This is a genomic window from Ramlibacter alkalitolerans (assembly GCF_016722765.1).
In the GTDB taxonomy this organism is placed as follows: Bacteria; Pseudomonadota; Gammaproteobacteria; order Burkholderiales; family Burkholderiaceae_C; genus Ramlibacter; species Ramlibacter alkalitolerans.
Window position 1 is genome coordinate 1 of record NZ_JAEQND010000021.1, and the last position, 17,334, is coordinate 17,334.

Below are 17,334 nucleotides of genomic sequence, written 5' to 3' on the forward strand. Positions count from 1 at the left end.
ACACGCAGGAGCAGCTAGACCAGGTCGCCAGAAAGCTCAATACACGTCCCAGAGAGACTTTGGGATTCGAGTCACCAGCCGAAAGGCTGGCAGCCACCGTTGCATTGACCGGTTGAGACCGCCCCCCGCCTTCGGGGGGATGACGGAAAGGGCGCGGGGATGACGAATCCCGTGGGGCGATCCGTAGGCTGGCGGTGAGCGCCGAAGGCCGAACCCCAGCGCTTCGCGCCCCACGTCCGTCATTCCCGCGCAGGCGGGAATCCAGGGCGTTTGGAAACTCGCCGCGCGCGGCGAGCATCGGGAGCCCTGGGTCCCCGCCTTCGCGGCGATGACGGAAAGGGGTGCGGGGATGACGGATCCCGTCAGTACGTCAACTCCAGCACCGTCAACTCATTGTTCGCCACCGGCCAGGTGCGGCCCGCCAGCTTCTCGCCGTTGAATTCCGCGAGCACCGGACGGCCCACGTCCAGCAGTTGGATGCGCGAGCTCGAGACGCCGGCGCCGGGCTGCACGCCGGGGGGCGGGGTGCGGCGGTCGAACAGCATCTTGTCGCGCTGCGGGTCGAAGTAGCCGCGCGGCCGCGTGAAGGTGACGATCACCATCGCGTTGCGCTCGAACGGCGCCACCCGGTCCGGCCGCAGGTGGACGATCGTGCTCGAACGCGGGAAGGGGCTGCGGTAGATGTGCGTCGTGGCGTAGCCGGGCGCGGACACCACGAATTCGTAATGCGTGTCCGGCTGCCCGTGCAGCGGGCCCCACGCACCTTCGGCACCGATGGTCTGCGTCAGCACCGCAGGGCCGCGGCGTTCGCCCGTGGCCGGGTCGATGGCATACACCTCCAGCTTGGCACCGGGCAGCGGCAGGTTGTTGGGGAAGCTGCCGCTGGCCGGATCGGTCGGGGACACGCCCGAGCCCATCACCTTGCCGGAAAGCATCACGTGGCCCTCCGGCACGATCTGCAGCGTCGCCGGCGGCTTGCCCGTGATGAAGCGGTAAGCCGCCTCGAATGCGGCGGCCGAGAACGAGGTTTCGCGATGGTCCACGCCGGGCAGCACGACGTTCGTCGCACCCTTCAGCGCCGGGCCATCGGCGGTGATGCCGGTCTGCAGTCTCGCATCCCCGATCCACATGCCCAGCGGCTGCGCGAACTTGTCGTTGTGGTCGGAGCGGATCGTGAGCCACTTCACCGGGCCGGTCACTTCGTCGCCCTGCGCGCCCTTGGGCGCATTGAGCGCCTGCAGGAAGGGCCCGTTGCCGGCGAACTCGCTGCCCGGCAAGCGGCCCGGAACATTCCACACGCCGTGGTTCGGCACGCCGCCCAGCACCGCGTGGCTGACCTTGGCGGCGCCGCCTCCGTTCTGGATGTAGTTGCGCACCGCGTAGCCGCCGCGCGAGTTGGCGACCAGCACGACCTGCCGCGCGCCCGTGGCCTTGAGCACCCGCTCCACTTCCTCGCGCAGGAATTCCATGCTCTGCGCGGTCGACGAGCGACCGGGCTGCTCGACGCGATCGTCGTCGCGCGCCACGGGGTACGGCTGGTCGAGCGCGAACAGGCGATCGCGCGGCCAGCCGTTGGATTCGAAGCGCCACAGCGTGGTCTGCCAGAGCGCGGCGGAATCCCCGTTGCCGTGGACGAAGACGATCGGAGGATATTCGGAAGTGAGGGAGGGGCCGGAGGCGCAGGCGGCGAGCGCGAGGCTGCCCGAAAGTGCGAGGAAATGGCGGCGGGTCGTCATGGCTGCGGTGTTTCGTTGTCTTTCCGCGGGCCGCTCCCCTGGGCCCCCGCACGAGGTTTCATGGCGGGGGTGACGTGCTGTCTGCGTCCTGCGTCGTGCGTCGTTCAGGCGAACACGCCGGCGGTGTCCTGCATTCTTGCCGAGACCTCGCCGAGGTGGTGCAGGGTATCCCCGAATTCGAGCTCCAGCTGCGTGAGCTTGCGGAAGTAGTGGCTGCCCGCGTATTCGTCGGTCACGCCGATGCCGCCATGCAGCTGCACCGAGTTCTGGCCCACGAAGCGCATCGACACCCCGAGCTGGTACTTCGCGCGCGCCATGGCGCGCCGGCGCTCCTCGGGCGGCGCATTGAGCTTGAGCGAAGCGTAGTAGCTCATGGACCGCGCCAGTTCCTGCTGCATCTTCATGTCCGCCATCCGGTGCCGCAGCGCCTGGAAGGTGGAGAGCGTCACGCCGAACTGCTTGCGCGTGTTCAGGTATTCGGCCGTGAGCTGCATCGTCTTGTCGATCGCGCCCACCGCTTCGGCGCAGGTGCAGGCGATGCCGATGTCGACGGCGTGCTCCAGCACGGTCAGGCCCTCCTCGCTCACCAGGGTGGCGGGCGCGTCGCGCAGCGTCAGTTCGGCCGCGCGGCCGCCTTCCAGCGTGGGATAGCCGCGGGTGCTCACGCCCTGCGCCTGCCGCTCGACGAGGAACAGCGCGATCTTGCCGTTCGCCTTGGCCGGCACCAGGAAGGCATCGGCCTGGTCGCCGGCGGGGACGATGCTCTTCTCGCCGGAGACCTTCCAGCCCTGGGCCCCCGCCGGCGTCGCCTGCGCCTCGCACACATCGAGGCGGTAGCGGCCCTTGCGCTCCTGGTGGGCGAGCACGACGAGCGCCTCGCCCGAGGCGATCTTCGGCAGCCAGGCGGAACGCACGTCTTCGGGCGCGTAGGCGCCCAGCACCCCGCTGGTGACGAGCGTGTGCTTCAGGGGTTCCAGCACGATGCCGCGCCCGAGTTCCTCCAGCACCACCATCGCCTCCACCGGGCCCATCGCCATGCCGCCCTGGTCCTCGGCGACGTACAGGCCGGCAAGGCCCAGTTCCGCCAGTTCGCCGTAGGCGGCGCGGTCGAAGCCGCCCGCGCCGGTGATCGCGCGCCGGCGCTCGAAGGTGTAGCTGCGGTCCACCCACTTGCGCACCGCGTCGCGCAACTGTTCCTGGTCGTCGGAAAAATCAAAATCCATTTCATGTTCCTCGCGTAGCGACTTGCTGGAGCCCCCTCTTGGAGGGGGTGCGGGGGAGCGGTGTAGATGCGCAACGCGCGGGTTGTTCTACGGCGTCAGCCGAGAACGACCTGCGCGACGATGTTGCGTTGCACTTCGTTCGATCCGCCGTAGATCGTCGTCTTGCGCATGTTGAGATAGGTGGCGGCCAGCGGCGCGAGATACGCCGCGCCGACGAACTCGCCCTGGTAGCCGGCCTCCATCGCTTCCTTGACGAAGGGCACGGCGTAAGGGCCGGCCGCCAGCATCATCAGCTCCGTGTAGCGCTGCTGGATCTCGCTGCCCTTGATCTTCAGCAGGCCTGCGATGTCCAGCGGGTTCTTGCCGGATTTCTCCGCCGACAGCACGCGCAGCACCAGCATCTCCAGCGCCACCACGTCGACTTCGAGCTTCGCGATCTCGTCGCGAAAGCGCGTGTCGGTGTACATGCCCTCGCTGCGCGCGATGCGCTTGAGGCGCTCGAGCTCGCGCTTGGCGCGATTCACGTCGGCGATGTTGGTGCGCTCGTGCGACAGCAGGTGCTTGGCGTAGGTCCAGCCCTTGTTCTCTTCGCCGATCAGGTTCTCGGCGGGCACTTCGACGTTGTCGAAGAACACCTCGTTCACCTCGTGGCCGCCATCGAGCATGATGATCGGGCGCACCGTCACGCCGCGCGACTTCATGTCGATCAGCAGGAAGGAGATGCCGGTCTGCGGCTTGCCTTCGGTGGAGGTGCGCACCAGGCAGAAGATCCAGTCGCCGTACTGGGCCAGCGTGGTCCAGGTCTTCTGGCCGTTGACGATGTACTTGTCGCCGTGTTTCTCGGCGCGACACTTCACCGAGGCGAGGTCGGAGCCCGAGCCCGGCTCGCTGTAGCCCTGGCTCCACCACACTTCGCCGCTCGCGATGCCGGGCAGGAAGCGCTTCTGCTGCTCGGGCGAGCCGAAGGCCATGATCACCGGCGCCACCATCACCGGGCCGAAGGGCACGATGCGCGGCGCGCCGGCCAGGGCCGTCTCCTCCTCGAACAGGTGCTTCTGCACCGCCGACCAGCCGGGGCCGCCGAACTGCTTGGGCCAGCCGTAGCCCAGCCAGCCCTTCTTGCCCAGGATCTTCGCCCAGCGCTGCATGTCCTCGCGGGTGAGGTGCAGCGCGTTGTGCACCTTGTGCGCGATCTCCGGCGGCAGGTTCTCGCGCACCCAGGCGCGGACCTCCTCGCGGAACTTCTGTTCTTCAGGGGTGAAGGCTAGATCCATGATGTCTCCGGAACGATGGATTCGTCATTGCCGCGATGACGCAAGGCGGTGAGTTTAAGCACGGTCGTTCGTTTTGGTCTGTCCAGGCGGTGACATGCCCAGCTGCGTGGCGAGATCCGTGACGATCTCGCGCAGCTGCGCCACCTCCTCTTCCAGCGAGGCCAGGCGGGCGGCCAGCGCCCCGTCGCCGCCGGCCCGCGCTTCCGCGCTGGCGGCGGCCGCGGCCACGTCGACCGGCCCGCACAGCAGGTGGGCCCAGCGCGCCTCGCGCGCACCCGCGGCGCGCGGCAACTGCACCACCAGCGGGCCGCCCTTGGCCTCGCTGCGGTCGCGCATCTCGTCGAGGAAGCCCTCCACCGAGGAGATGTCGGCGAAGCGGTACCAGCGCTCGCTGTGGATGCGCAACTCGCCGGCCGTCTGCGGGCCGCGCAGCATCAGCAGGCCCAGCAGCACCGCGGACTGCTCCGGCACCACCATCGCGCGCTGGAAGTTGTGCTCCCAGCGCGTCACCCGCGAGCCGCTGGTGGCGAAGGCGAGCGAGCGGCGCTTGAGGCCGTCCAGGGCCTCCTGCACCTCGGCCTCGCGCAGGTTGGTGACGGGGTCGCGCGCGCTTTTCTGGTTGCAGCCGGCAACCAGCGCGTTGAGCGTCATGGGATACGTGTCAGGCACGGTGCGTGCCTTTTCCATCAGGGTGCCGAGGACGCGCGCCTCGACCAGGGTCAGGGGTTCCATCTGCCGCACGGGCTCCTTGGGATAATCCGGTCCAGCATGAAGAACATCGTGATCCTCATCTCCGGCGGGGGCTCGAACATGGCCGCCATTGTGCGCGCGGCGCAGCGCGACAACTGGCGCAAGGGCCTGGGCGCGGAGGTGAAGGCCGTGATCAGCAACCGCGCCGATGCCGGCGGGCTGGCCTTCGCCCGCGAGCAGGGGCTGGCCGCCGAAGTGGTCGACCACAAGCCCTTCCCCTCGCGCGAGGCCTTCGACGAAGCCCTGGCCACGGCGATCGATGCCCATGCGCCGGCGCTCGTCGTGCTGGCCGGATTCATGCGCATCCTCACCCCGGCCTTCGTGGAACGCTACCGCGGCCGGCTGGTGAACATCCACCCCTCGCTGCTGCCCGCCTTCCCGGGGCTGCACACGCACCAGCGCGCGCTGGAGGCCGGCTGCCGCTTCGGCGGCGCCACCGTGCACCAGGTCACCGCCGACCTCGACCACGGGCCGATCCTGGAGCAGGCGGTGGTGCCCGTCCTGCCCGGCGACACGCCGGAGGCGCTCGCCGCGCGCGTGCTGACGCAGGAACACTTGATCTATCCGAGGGCCATCGCGCACTTCCTGCGGCAAGCTGCCTGACAGGAGGCGAGCGATCGCGCGACGGTGCAGGCGCCGCCGCCCGGCGACAATCGGGGCATGCACCCCAAAGCCTTGCTCGATGCGTGTTCCGAGCTGGTCCGCGAAGTCCTGCGCTTCGAACATCCCGCCGACGCCGTGGTCTCGCGCTACTTCCGCGAGCACCGCGCGCTCGGCCCGCGCGAGCGTGCCACGCTGGCCGAAACCGCCTATGCCGTGGTGCGGCGCAAGCTGCTGTTCGAGCATCTCGCCGGCTCGGGCAGCGGCCCGCGCGAGCGCCGGCTGGCCATCCTGGGTTTTTCCGGCGACCGCGATTTCCTCAAGAGCGCCCTCAGCGAGCAGGAGAAGGCCTGGCTGGACCAGTGCGACGCGGTGGACCCGGCGACGCTGTCGGAGCGGCACCGCCACAACCTGCCGGAGTGGCTGGTCGCGCCGCTCAAGGAGCAGCTCGGTGACGACTTCTGGCCGCTGGTGGAAAGCCTCGACGCCTCCGCGCCGCTGGACGTGCGCGTCAACACCCTGGCCGACAAGCGCGAAGACGTGCGCGAGGAACTGCGCCTGGCCGGCATCGCCGCCAAGCCCACGCCGTACTCGCCGTGGGGGCTGCGGCTGGAAGGCAAGCCCGCGCTGACGAAGTTCGACGCCTTCTCGCGCGGTGCGATCGAGGTGCAGGACGAGGGTTCGCAGCTGCTGGCCCTGCTCACCGACGCGCGGCGCGGCCAGATGGTGGTCGATTTCTGCGCCGGCGCTGGCGGCAAGACGCTGGCACTGGGCGCGGCGATGCGCAACACCGGGCGGCTGTATGCCTTCGACGTCTCGGCGCACCGGCTGGAGAACCTCAAGCCGCGGCTGGCGCGCAGCAAGCTTTCCAACGTGCATCCGGCCGCCATCGCCCACGAGCGTGACGAGCGCATCAAGCGGCTGGCCGGCAAGATCGACCGCGTGATCGTCGACGCCCCCTGCTCCGGGCTGGGCACGCTGCGGCGCAATCCCGACCTGAAATGGCGCCAGTCGGCCCAATCGGTGGTGGAACTGGCGGCCAAGCAGGGCGCGATCCTGGCCAGCGCGGCGCGGCTGTTGAAGCCCGGCGGCAGGATCGTCTACGCCACCTGCAGCCTGTTGCGGGCCGAGAACGAAGAGGTGGCGCAGGCTTTCTCTGCAGCCAGCCCGGGCTTTCGGCGGCTCCAGGTCCAGGAATTGCTGGAATCCGCCCGTGTGGACGACGCTGCCAAGCTCTGCGCAGAGGGCGGCCAGGACCTCCGGCTCTGGCCGCAGCGCCACGCGACGGACGGCTTTTACGCTGCGGCTTGGGAAAAAGTCCAGTCCTGATGTCAAAAGTCGGGCGGTCGGGAACCCCCCGGCCTAGAATCCGTCCTACATTGTCCTTTGCCCGCGGGACGCATGCGGGCTTTTTCCTGAGAAAGAGAAAACGCATCCATGTTGCTTCCCGACTGGGCCGTCCTGAACGCGGCGATCGACTGGCTCGCCAACGGTCTATTGGGTCTGTCCTGGTGGCAGATCGTGCTGTACACCCTGGTGACGACGCACATCACCATCGCGGCCGTCACGCTGTTCCTGCACCGCGCGCAGGCGCACCGCGCGCTGGACCTGCACGCCATCCCGTCGCATTTCTTCCGCTTCTGGCTGTGGCTGGGCACCGGCATGGTCACCAAGGAGTGGGTGGCCATCCACCGCAAGCACCACGCGAAGTGCGAGACGCCCGACGATCCGCACAGCCCGCAGACGCGCGGCATCGACACCGTGTTCTGGCAGGGTGCCGAGCTCTATCGCGCTGAAGCGAAGAACAAGGAAACCATGGCCAAGTTCGGCCACGGCACGCCCGATGACTGGATCGAGCGCAACCTGTACACGCGCTACAGCTGGCAGGGCGTGGGCCTGATGCTGATCATCAACGTGGCGCTGTTCGGTGCGCTCGGCCTCGCCGTGTGGGCGGTGCAGATGCTGTGGATCCCGATTTCCGCCGCCGGCATCATCAACGGCATCGGCCACTACTGGGGCTACCGCAACTTCGAGGCGCCGGACGCCAGCACCAACATCTCCCCCTGGGGGATCATGATCGGTGGCGAAGAGCTGCACAACAACCACCACACGTACCCGACGTCCGCGAAGTTCTCGGTCAAGCCCTACGAGTTCGACATCGGCTGGCTCTACATCAGCCTGATGCAGAAGATCGGCTGGGCCACCGTGAAGAAGGTGCCGCCGAAGCTGCGCCTGGGCGAGATCAAGCCCGTCGCCGACGAGAAGACGCTCGAGGCCGTGATCGCCAACCGCTACGAGGTCATGGCCCGCTACGGCCGCGAAATGCGCCGCGCCGCCAAGACGGAGATCGCCGCGCTGCAGGCCAAGGGCCAGGACATCGCCGCGCTCAAGGCCGCCAAGCGCTGGCTGCACCGTGACGAAGAGCGCGTGCCGGCCGCCGCGAAGCCGCAGCTCGCGCGCGTGCGCGCCGAGCACCCGGTGCTGGACCAGATGGCCAGCATGCGCGAGGAACTGCGCCAGATGTGGCTCAACACGAACCACTCGCGCGAACAGCTCGCCGCCGACCTGCAGGCCTGGTGCCGCCGGGCCGAGGAAAGCGGGATCGAGGCGCTGCGCCAGTTCTCGCTGAAGCTGCGCGCGGCCCACGCCTGAGGCAGCTGCGCCCGAAGGAAAGCCCCGCATTGCGGGGCTTTTTTTCGCCTGCTTTTCATTCACGCTCCGTTCAGGCGTGCCCGCCTACCATGGGTCACGGTCGGCTCGCACACAGGAGTGGATGCAGGCCGCTGGTTCGACGCCACGTTCGGCGATCCAATCAGGCCATGGCGGAGTTTCCGCGCAGGAGTACCTCATGAAAAAACTGATCGTTTCCATCGCCGCTGCAGGCGCCCTTGCCGCCGGCGGAGCCGCTTCGGCACAGGGGCTGGAGGGCGTGCTGCCGCAGGTCCTGACCAACATCCTCGGCAACGTCGGGGTTGGCGGCACCGTTGGCGAGGGACAGGTCGTCGGCTACCCGCCCGGCCTGCCCGCGAACTCTGGCATGTTGCCGAACGGCACCGTGTTCCGCCAGGACGACGGTGAACTGGTCTACATGGACCCGGCCGGCCGCCAACTGCGCCTCAGCGTTCCGAGCAACGACTCCGCGGTTGCGGGTCGCTACGGCCGGTACGGCTCGTACATCGACCCGTACGGCCGCCGCGTCTACTACGGTGCCGACGGGCGTCCGGCATACGTGGAGCAGAACGGGCAGGTGATCGGCTACGGCAACAGCGTGGCCCGCCGCAACGACCGCGACGGCGACGGCGTCGCGAACCGCGTCGACCGTTACCCGGACGACCCGCGCTATCGCTGAGGAAGCCGCGCGCAAGCCGGAATGAAAAAGCCCCGCGTCGCGGGGCTTTTTCCTGTGCGCCGCGGCCTCAGTCCATGAGGTTGGCGGGCACCTTGCCGCCGTTCTCGGCCATCCTCTTCATGACCTGCTTGTGCAGCCACATGTTCATGGCTGCGGTGTCCTGCTTGTCGCCGGAATAGCCGAGTTCGTCCGCCAATTCGCGCCGCTCCTGCAAGGTGCTGTCCATGCCGACGAGCTTCATCAGGTCGACGATGGAGTTGCGCCAGTTCAGCTTCTGCGAGTTCTTCGCAGCCATGCCGTCCAGGACCTGCTCGATGTCCACTTGCTGGGCCGTGGTCGCGGCCCCCGTCGGCTGCGCGTTTGCAGCGGCGGCTGGAGTGGTGGCTTGCGGCTGGGCCGCCGAGGGTGTGGCGGTGCCGGGGCTGGTCGGGGGGGTGGCCGCGGGGGCGCTCGGCTGCTGCGCGTGCGCGCCCGGGAAAATGCGGCCGAAGATGTTTCCGAGGATGCTCATGGTCGTTCTCCAGAAGGGCGACCCGGATTCTTGCGGGACGGCCCGCCGCCGGCGCGTGGGAGAAAGCCGCGTCCTGCCTGAACGGCGGACGCAAAAAAGCCCCGCGGTGCGGGGCTTTCCTGGACCCCGCGTGTGCGGGACGAAGTGCTGGCCGGCGCGCGGGCGCCGGGCGCATCACTTCAGCTTGGTTTCCTTGTACTCGACGTGCTTGCGTGCCTTCGGGTCGAACTTCATGATCGACATCTTCTCGGGCATCGTCTTCTTGTTCTTGCTGGTCGTGTAGAAGTGGCCGGTGCCCGCGGTGGACTCCAGCTTGATCTTTTCGCGTCCGCCTTTGCTGCTTGCCATGGTGGTGCTCCTGGGGAAGATTAGGCTTGGCCGCGCGCACGCATGTCGGCGAGCACGGCGTCGATGCCATTCTTGTCGATGAGGCGCAGCGCGGCGCTGGAAACGCGCAGGCGCACCCAGCGGTTCTCGCTCTCGACCCAGAAACGGCGGTATTGCAGGTTCGGCAGGAACCGGCGCTTGGTACGGTTGTTGGCGTGGGAGACGTTGTTCCCCACCATCGGGCCCTTGCCCGTCACGTCGCAGACGCGTGCCATCAGCACTCTCCGATATGTTCGAAACGGCGGTCACTGAGCGTGAGCGCCTCACCTCGCCAGAAGGGTGGCGGTAACCCGTGGCCGAACGGACCTTCCCAGGTCGAATTCAGCCGAGCCGGCGATTATAGCGTGAAAGCGCAGCCCCGTAGGCTGGGGGAGGGGCGCAGCCCCGTAGGCTGGGGCGGCGAAAGCCGCCGCCGGTGAACCGCGCAGCGCGTGAACCCCAGCGCTGCGCGAAACGCTGGGGTTCACGCGCTTCGCAGTTCACCGCCAGCAACGCTGGGGTTCACGCGCTGCGCGGTTCACCGCCAGCCTACGAGAGGCCAGCCAGCGAAGCCGGGCTACTCCTGCTCCAGGAACCTCTGCGCATCCAGCGCCGCCATGCACCCGGTCCCCGCGCTCGTGATCGCCTGCCGGTACACGTGGTCCTGCACGTCGCCGGCGGCGAATACGCCGGGCACGCTGGTCATCGTGGCGAAACCATTCAGGCCGGTCCGGGTCTGGATGTACCCGTCCTTCATCTCCAGCTGGCCCTGGAAGATCTCGGTATTGGGCGAATGGCCGATCGCGATGAAGCAGCCTTGCAGCTGCACGTCTTCCGTCTCGCCGCTCTTCGTGTCCTTCAGGCGGATGCCCGTGACGCCGGTGGCGTCGCCCAGCACCTCGTCGAGCGTCTTGAACAGCTTCAGCTCGATCCTGCCTTCCGCCACCTTCTGCATCACCTTGTCGACGAGAATGGGCTCGGCGCGGAACTTGTCGCGCCGGTGCACCAGGTACACCTTCTTGGCGATGTTGGCGAGGTACAGCGCCTCTTCCACGGCGGTGTTGCCGCCGCCGACGACGCAGGTCACCTGGTCGCGGTAGAAGAAGCCGTCGCAGGTGGCGCAGGCGCTCACGCCCTTGCCCATGAAGGCCGTCTCCGAGGGCAGGCCGAGATAGCGCGCCGAGGCGCCGGTGGCGATGATCAGCGTGTCGCAGGTGTAGGTGCCGCTGTCGCCGGTGAGGGTGAACGGCCGCTTGCCGAAGTCGACCTTGTTGATGTGGTCGAACACGATCTCGGTCTTGAAGCGCTCGGCGTGTTCGAGGAAGCGCTGCATCAGCTCGGGGCCCTGCACGCCGTGCACGTCGGCCGGCCAGTTATCGACCTCGGTGGTCGTCATCAACTGGCCGCCTTGCGCGATGCCGGTGACCAGCACCGGATTGAGGTTCGCGCGGGCCGCGTAGACGGCGGCGGTATAGCCGGCGGGGCCGGAGCCGAGGATCAGGACTTTGGCGTGCTTGTCGTTCATGATGGAAAAACCTGTGTGGCAACCACCACAGGTCGGTGTACATTTCTGCCCGGTTGGAGAAGTATCACTGACGCGGGCATGCGCAATGCTTGCAACTTCTCGATGACGAACATTGTAAGAACCCATCGCCGGCCGCCCGAGCAGAAGGGATAAGAAACATGTCGATGTTGTCCAACCTGGAGCTGATTCGCCGGGTGCCGCTGTTCGCCCTGCTGACATCGTCCCAGGCTGAAGCCGTTGCCGATGCGGTGATCAAGCGCCGCTTCAAGCGGGGTGAAACCATCGTGGAGCAGGGCGAGAAGACCAACACCCTGTTCATCATCCTCACCGGCCGCGTCCGCGTCGTCACTTCCGACAAGCGCGGCCGCGAGGTGATCCTGGCCACGCTGAACCCGGGCGACTACATCGGCGAGATGAGCCTCATCGACAACGAGCCGCACTCGGCCACCTGCCGCGCCGAGGTGCAGACCGACATGCTCACGCTCGGCCGCGCCGAGTTCGCGCGCTGCCTGCCCGAGAACAGCTCGATGTCGTACGCGATCATGAAGGGCCTGGTGCAGCGCCTGCGCCAGGCCGACCGCAAGATCGAGTCGCTCGCGCTGATGGACGTGTACGGGCGCGTGGCGCGCGCGCTGCTCGAATTCGCCCAGCCCGATCGCGAGGGCCTCATGACCATCCGCGAACGCATCTCGCGCCAGGACATCGCCAAGATGGTGGGCGCCTCGCGCGAAATGGTCAGCCGCGTGATGAAGGACCTGGAAGACCGCGGCTTCATCGAGACGCGGGAGGATGGGTCGATGCTGGTGAAGGACAGGTTGACGACGCTGGGGTGAAGGGCGCAGGAGCGTCACCCACAAGCCGTCATCCCCGCGAAGGCGGGGATCCAGGAAGGCGGCCGCGGGCCGCCTTTTTTCATCGGGAGCCCTGGGTTCCCGCCTTCGCGGGAATGACCGGGGGGAGCACCCGGCGCCTGCGCGCAGTGCTGGGGCTTCGCTTCGCTGCACCACCAGCCTGCTGGACACCTTTGTCAGTCGATGTGGAAGGACAACTGCCGCTCGTGCTTCAGCGCGAGCAGCACGACACGACCTGTTCCTTCTGCATACAGCAGCAAGTACGGCTTGACCACCAGCTCGCGCAGTTGCGGTACGCCATGAGCCCTTGCCAGCGCAGCGGCGCGCGCGGCCAGCGCCTGGCCGTGGGCCGAACGCGATTGCAGGAAGCGCGCGGGCCGGCCGGCGGCGGGATTCCAGCGCAGATGCTCGCGCGCTTCCTTCAACTGCTGGAGCAGCACACCGTATCTCTGGTCGGCGAGCGTGGGGTCCTGCTGGCGCAGGAATTCATGGACGAAGCGGACATCGCGGATGAAGGACTCCGCGGCCTGGAGTCGCGCATTCGCCGGCAGTGCCACTCGGTCTCAGCCCTTCTTGCGAGGCTTGGCGCGACCGATGGCCAGGGCGGCGTCGAGTGCGGAGTCTTCGACCACGCGACCTGCCGCCAGGTCGCCCAGGCCTTCGAGGGCGTCCTGGAGGAGGACCAGCCCCGCGTGTTCGGCCTCCAGGGCATGGTAGTAGTCGAGTTTGCGTGCATCGACCAGCGCCACATAACTGGCGCCATTTTTCGTCAGCACCTTCTCGCTGCCGCGGCCCACGACGTCTTCCGCCAGTTCCGTGAGCCGCGCCCTCGCTTCGCTGATGGGAACCACGTCGGCGGCACGTACGCCCATGGTGCTCTCCGTTAATGGATACGTTAAGGGCTATTGTAAATGAGGTCACCGCTGCCGGCCGCCGTCCGTGGGAGGCGGGAGGCGGCCGCGGGCCGCCTTTTCATCGGGAGCGCTGGGTTCCCGCCTTCGCGGGAATGACGGGGGTGCGGGAATGACGGGGGGGGGCGGGAATGACGTCAGGGGGCAACATCCGCCTCACCGGTCGCCCGGCGGGCTCGGGGATGTAAGTCCTCCCTGCGCTAAGCTCGCGCTTGCGCATGACGTACTCGCTGAACACCCTCACGGATGCCGCGCCCGCCGCGTCCGACCCGCGCCCGGGGCTGGCGCGCTTCGCCCACGAGAGCGCCCTGGTGCTCGGCGCCGTCGCACTGGTGTTCTGGCTGCTCGCGATGGTGACCCACTCGCCGGCCGATGCGGCCTTCTCCACTTCCGGTGATGGCAGCGCGGTCCACAACTGGGGCGGGCGCCTCGGTGCATGGCTCGCCGATGCCAGCTACTTCCTGCTTGGCTATTCGACCTGGTGGTGCGTGGCCGCGGGCGTGCGCGCCTGGCTCGCTTCGCTGGCGCGCTGGATGCGTTCCGAAGATCCCGCCCCGCAGGAGCAGGCCAGCGCCTGGCTGCGCAGCCACTGGATCTTCTGGGTCGCGCTGGCGCTGCTGCTCGTGGCCAGCACGGGCCTGGAGTGGTCGCGCCTGTACCGCTTCGAAGCGCGCCTGCCGGACCACGCCGGCGGCGCACTCGGCTACCTGGTCGGCGGCGCCGGCGTGCAATGGCTCGGATTCACCGGCTCCGGCCTGTTCTTCATCGCGCTGCTGGTGCTGGCCATGGGGGTCGTGTTCCGCTTCTCGTGGAGCCACGTGGCCGAACGCCTGGGCGCCGTGGTCGACGGCTTCATCGCCGCCCGGCGCGAGAAGCGCGAGATCGCCGAAGACCTGGCGCTCGGCCAGCGCGCGGCGCGCGAGCGCGAGGAGACGGTGCAGGAAGAGCGCATCGAGATCGAGGAACACCATCCCAAGCCGGTGCTGATCGAGCCGGTGATCGCCGACGTGCCCAAGAGCGCGCGCGTCGCCAAGGAACGCCAGAAGCCGCTGTTCGCCGAAATGCCGGACAGCAAGCTGCCCCAGGTCGACCTGCTCGATGCAGCCAGCGGCCGGCAGGAAACCGTCTCGCCCGAGACGCTGGAGATGACCTCGCGCCTGATCGAGAAGAAGCTCAAGGACTTCGGCGTCGAGGTGCGCGTGGTGCTGGCTTCGCCCGGCCCGGTGATCACGCGCTACGAGATCGAGCCGGCCACCGGCGTGAAGGGCTCGCAGATCGTCAACCTCGCCAAGGACCTGGCGCGCTCGCTGTCGCTGGTCTCGATCCGCGTGATCGAGACGATCCCCGGCAAGAACTACATGGCGCTGGAACTGCCCAACGCCAAGCGGCAGTCGATCAAGCTGTCGGAGATCCTCGGCTCGCAGGCCTACCACGAGGCCAGGTCGCAGCTCTCCATGGGCCTGGGCAAGGACATCGTCGGCAACCCCGTCGTCGCGGACCTGGCAAAGATGCCGCACGTGCTGGTGGCCGGCACCACCGGCTCGGGCAAGTCGGTGGGGATCAACGCGATGATCCTGAGCCTGCTGTACAAGTCCGAAGCGCGCGACGTGCGCCTGCTGATGATCGACCCCAAGATGCTGGAGATGTCGGTCTACGAAGGGATCCCGCACCTGCTGGCGCCGGTGGTCACGGACATGAAGCAGGCCGCCAACGGCCTCACCTGGTGCGTGGCCGAGATGGAGCGCCGCTACCGCCTCCTGAGCAAGATGGGCGTGCGCAACCTGGCCGGCTACAACCACAAGATCGACGAAGCCAAGGCGAAGGGCGAGCTGATCCCCAATCCCTTCAGCCTCACGCCCGAAAGCCCCGAGCCGCTGGACCGGCTGCCTTACATCGTCGTGGTGATCGACGAACTGGCCGACCTGATGATGGTGGTCGGCAAGAAGATCGAGGAACTGATCGCGCGCCTGGCGCAGAAGGCGCGCGCCGCCGGCATCCACCTGATCCTGGCCACCCAGCGCCCGAGCGTCGACGTGATCACCGGCCTGATCAAGGCCAACATCCCGACCCGCATCGCCTTCCAGGTCTCCAGCAAGATCGACAGCCGCACCATCCTCGACCAGATGGGCGCGGAGGCACTGCTCGGCATGGGCGACATGCTGTACATGGCCAGCGGCACCGGCCTGCCGGTGCGCGTGCACGGAGCGTTCGTGAGCGACGAGGAGGTGCACCGCGTCGTGCACTACCTCAAGGAGCAAGGCGGCGAGCCCAACTACATCGAGGGCGTGCTGGAAGGCGGCACGGTCGACGGCGAGGACGGCGCCCTGGGTGGCCTGGCCGGCGAAGGCGGCGGCGAGGGGGATCCGCTCTACGACCGCGCCGTCGAAGTCGTGCTCAAGAACCAGAAGGCCAGCATCTCGCTGGTGCAGCGCCACCTGGCCATCGGCTACAACAAGGCCGCGAACCTGCTGGAGGCGATGGAAAAGGCCGGGCTGGTGAGCGCGATGAACACGCGCGGGCAGCGAGACATCCTGGTGCCCGGCCGGGAGTAGGGTGCCCGGCGCTTTGCGCATCGCTGGGGTTCACGCGCTGCCGCGGTTCACCTTCGGCGGCTTGCGCCGCCCCAGCCTACGGCAGGCCCTGTAGGCTGGCGGTGACGCGCGAAGCGCCGGAACCCCAGCGGTTCGTGCACCCCGCAACCCGGCAGCAAGCAGCACAGCCCGCCGCCTCCGTAGGACAACACCCCCAATCCCCCCCGCATCCCGCCTTTTTGCAGAGTTCACCGCCCCTTGACGAACTTCCCCGCGGGCGGCCCACCCAACGGACAATGCCTCGTTGGGAGATATCCGCATGAAGAAACTGTTCGCCGCCTTTGCACTGACCGCGCTCGCCGCCGCCGCCCACGCCGGCGCCATCGAAAGCCTGGAGAATTTCATCCGCACCGCCAAGAGCGGCCACGCCGATTTCACGCAGGTGATCACGGCGCCACCGAAGAATGGCGAAGCCTCGCGCACCAAGACCTCCACCGGCACCTTCGACTTCCAGCGCCCGAACCGCTTCCGCTTCGAATACCGCAAGCCTTTCGAGCAGACCATCGTGGCCGACGGCCAGACGCTGTGGCTGCATGACAAGGACCTGAACCAGGTCACGCAGCGCAAGCAGGCCAAGGTGCTCGGCTCCACGCCCGCCGCCCTCATCGCCGCCTCGCCGGACCTCGAGACGCTGAAGAAGGACTTCGACCTGCAGGCGCTGCCGGACCGCGATGGCATGCAGTGGGTGCAGGCCACGCCGCGCGTGAAGGAAGGCCAGCTCGCCAACATGAAGGTCGGTTTCCGCGGCGACCAGCTCGCGGCGCTCGACATCCTGGACAGCTTCGGCCAGCGCTCGCTGATCACGTTCAGCGGAATGCAGGTCAACGCCGGCGTGAGTGCGGATGCGTTCCGCTTCCAGCCGCCGAAGGGCGCGGACGTCGTGCAGTCGCCCTGAGCGCCTGCGAGAGCGTCAAGTCTGGTGGTGCCAGGGGTCGAGCAACACGACCCCTGAGCCCTCGAAGTCCGGGACATTTCGGGTCACGACCGTCAAGCCGTGGACCAGCGCGGTGGCCGCAATGAGGCTGTCGCGTTCAGCGCGTCTGTCCGGGACGTGGAGTGCGGCGCAACGCAGGGCCACCGCCACGTCGACGGGCAGGATGCGCCCTTCGAACGCGGGCAGGACTTGCGAGGCCATCCAGGTTCGCAACATCGAGCCTTGCTGCGCATCGCGTCGCTGGAGTTGCAGGATGCCCTGCTCGAGTTCCAGGATCGAGATGGCGGAGAGATGCAGGGTCGTCGGGTCAACGGACCGAGCCCAGGCAACCACGCCTGGATCGGCACGCCCCTTGGGCGCCTTTCTCAGCTCGGATACGACGTTCGTATCGAGCAGGAACATCAGCCGAGCGTCACCGGCTTGATCAAACCTTCCGCCCTGGGCGGTTCGAAATCGATGTCCGTTCCTTCCGTCATCCCCAACAAGCTGACAATGTCGTGGCTGCCGCCCGTGAGCTCTTCGAAGCGCGCGTAGGTCATCAGCACATGCGCGGGCTCTCCCCGGTCGGTGATGATCACCGGCCCCTTGGCGGCCGCCTTCTTTGCGCCTGCGGTGTCCTGGTTGAACTCGCGGCTCGTGACAGTGGTGGTTCGAAGTGCCTTGCGTCCCATGTAGCAACGTTACTACATGCGGGGCTCTCCCGCAATGAAAAA

The 17,334-nt window shown here is 67.8% G+C and carries 19 protein-coding genes; 7 read left to right on the forward strand and 12 right to left on the reverse strand.

The annotated features are described in order from the left end of the window. Window positions 1-362: 362 nt before the first annotated feature. The 4 genes from JI746_RS26310 to JI746_RS26325 all read right to left on the reverse strand — a co-directional run bounded on the left by JI746_RS26310 (window position 363) and on the right by JI746_RS26325 (window position 4,965). Window positions 363-1,736, reverse strand: coding sequence for an alpha/beta fold hydrolase (locus JI746_RS26310; protein WP_201693291.1), 1,374 nt, complete (start codon window positions 1,734-1,736; stop codon window positions 363-365). A gap of 104 nt (window positions 1,737-1,840) precedes the next feature. Beyond that, entirely contained in the window at window positions 1,841-2,959 is a 1,119-nt protein-coding gene (locus JI746_RS26315) for an acyl-CoA dehydrogenase family protein (RefSeq protein WP_201693292.1), read from the reverse strand. Between the two features lie 95 nt (window positions 2,960-3,054). Continuing rightward, on the reverse strand, window positions 3,055-4,233 hold the full coding sequence (locus JI746_RS26320; RefSeq protein ID WP_201693293.1) for an acyl-CoA dehydrogenase family protein: 1,179 nt from the start codon (window positions 4,231-4,233) through the stop codon (window positions 3,055-3,057). A 54-nt stretch (window positions 4,234-4,287) separates the two neighbouring features. Further along, the gene (locus JI746_RS26325) at window positions 4,288-4,965 is read right to left on the reverse strand and encodes a YceH family protein (RefSeq protein WP_201693294.1); all 678 of its coding nucleotides are present in this window, start codon (window positions 4,963-4,965) and stop codon (window positions 4,288-4,290) included. Window positions 4,966-5,001: 36 nt separating this feature from the next. Here JI746_RS26325 and purN point away from each other — a divergent pair, with 36 nt between their 5' ends. The 4 genes from purN to JI746_RS26345 all read left to right on the forward strand — a co-directional run bounded on the left by purN (window position 5,002) and on the right by JI746_RS26345 (window position 8,932). After that, a complete protein-coding gene (purN, locus tag JI746_RS26330) occupies window positions 5,002-5,586 on the forward strand; it encodes a phosphoribosylglycinamide formyltransferase (RefSeq protein WP_201693295.1) in 585 nt (194 codons plus the stop codon). A gap of 57 nt (window positions 5,587-5,643) precedes the next feature. Continuing rightward, window positions 5,644-6,912, forward strand: a complete 1,269-nt coding sequence (locus tag JI746_RS26335; RefSeq protein ID WP_201693296.1) for an RsmB/NOP family class I SAM-dependent RNA methyltransferase — start codon at window positions 5,644-5,646, stop codon at window positions 6,910-6,912. A 108-nt stretch (window positions 6,913-7,020) separates the two neighbouring features. Continuing rightward, a complete protein-coding gene (locus JI746_RS26340; RefSeq protein ID WP_201693297.1) occupies window positions 7,021-8,235 on the forward strand; it encodes a DesA family fatty acid desaturase in 1,215 nt (404 codons plus the stop codon). A 196-nt stretch (window positions 8,236-8,431) separates the two neighbouring features. After that, complete coding sequence (locus JI746_RS26345; RefSeq protein WP_201693298.1) at window positions 8,432-8,932, forward strand: hypothetical protein; 501 nt, start codon at window positions 8,432-8,434, stop codon at window positions 8,930-8,932. A gap of 67 nt (window positions 8,933-8,999) precedes the next feature. Here JI746_RS26345 and JI746_RS26350 read toward each other — a convergent pair whose 3' ends face one another. The 4 genes from JI746_RS26350 to trxB all read right to left on the reverse strand — a co-directional run bounded on the left by JI746_RS26350 (window position 9,000) and on the right by trxB (window position 11,334). Continuing rightward, complete coding sequence (locus JI746_RS26350) at window positions 9,000-9,443, reverse strand: DUF3597 domain-containing protein (RefSeq protein WP_201693299.1); 444 nt, start codon at window positions 9,441-9,443, stop codon at window positions 9,000-9,002. A gap of 174 nt (window positions 9,444-9,617) precedes the next feature. Next, window positions 9,618-9,791: a 50S ribosomal protein L33 gene (gene rpmG / locus JI746_RS26355; protein WP_201676774.1), complete on the reverse strand. Its 174-nt coding sequence runs from the start codon at window positions 9,789-9,791 to the stop codon at window positions 9,618-9,620. Between the two features lie 20 nt (window positions 9,792-9,811). Beyond that, the gene (gene rpmB, locus JI746_RS26360) at window positions 9,812-10,045 is read right to left on the reverse strand and encodes a 50S ribosomal protein L28 (RefSeq protein ID WP_201693300.1); all 234 of its coding nucleotides are present in this window, start codon (window positions 10,043-10,045) and stop codon (window positions 9,812-9,814) included. 341 nt (window positions 10,046-10,386) lie between these two features. After that, the gene (trxB, locus tag JI746_RS26365; protein ID WP_236600165.1) at window positions 10,387-11,334 is read right to left on the reverse strand and encodes a thioredoxin-disulfide reductase; all 948 of its coding nucleotides are present in this window, start codon (window positions 11,332-11,334) and stop codon (window positions 10,387-10,389) included. A gap of 158 nt (window positions 11,335-11,492) precedes the next feature. Here trxB and JI746_RS26370 point away from each other — a divergent pair, with 158 nt between their 5' ends. After that, window positions 11,493-12,167 carry a Crp/Fnr family transcriptional regulator gene (locus JI746_RS26370; protein WP_201693301.1) on the forward strand — a complete coding sequence of 225 codons (675 nt, stop codon included), beginning with the start codon at window positions 11,493-11,495 and terminating at the stop codon, window positions 12,165-12,167. Between the two features lie 194 nt (window positions 12,168-12,361). Here the strand turns inward: JI746_RS26370 and JI746_RS26375 are convergent, their stop codons facing one another. Both JI746_RS26375 and JI746_RS26380 read right to left on the reverse strand, forming a co-directional pair. Then, window positions 12,362-12,742, reverse strand: a complete 381-nt coding sequence (locus JI746_RS26375) for a hypothetical protein (protein WP_201693302.1) — start codon at window positions 12,740-12,742, stop codon at window positions 12,362-12,364. Window positions 12,743-12,748: 6 nt separating this feature from the next. Then, window positions 12,749-13,057: a type II toxin-antitoxin system Phd/YefM family antitoxin gene (locus JI746_RS26380; RefSeq protein WP_201693303.1), complete on the reverse strand. Its 309-nt coding sequence runs from the start codon at window positions 13,055-13,057 to the stop codon at window positions 12,749-12,751. A gap of 257 nt (window positions 13,058-13,314) precedes the next feature. On the opposite strand from JI746_RS26380, the gene JI746_RS26385 reads away from it, so the two are divergent. Together JI746_RS26385 and lolA are read left to right on the forward strand one after the other, a co-directional pair. Beyond that, entirely contained in the window at window positions 13,315-15,648 is a 2,334-nt protein-coding gene (locus tag JI746_RS26385) for a DNA translocase FtsK (RefSeq protein WP_201693304.1), read from the forward strand. 298 nt (window positions 15,649-15,946) lie between these two features. Then, a complete protein-coding gene (gene lolA, locus JI746_RS26390) occupies window positions 15,947-16,582 on the forward strand; it encodes an outer membrane lipoprotein chaperone LolA (protein ID WP_201693305.1) in 636 nt (211 codons plus the stop codon). A 15-nt stretch (window positions 16,583-16,597) separates the two neighbouring features. Here the strand turns inward: lolA and JI746_RS26395 are convergent, their stop codons facing one another. Then, window positions 16,598-17,026, reverse strand: coding sequence for a type II toxin-antitoxin system VapC family toxin (locus JI746_RS26395; protein WP_201693358.1), 429 nt, complete (start codon window positions 17,024-17,026; stop codon window positions 16,598-16,600). Then, complete coding sequence (locus tag JI746_RS26400; RefSeq protein WP_201693306.1) at window positions 17,023-17,292, reverse strand: type II toxin-antitoxin system prevent-host-death family antitoxin; 270 nt, start codon at window positions 17,290-17,292, stop codon at window positions 17,023-17,025. Before JI746_RS26400 ends, JI746_RS26395 begins: the two co-directional genes overlap by 4 nt. Window positions 17,293-17,334 lie beyond the last annotated feature (42 nt).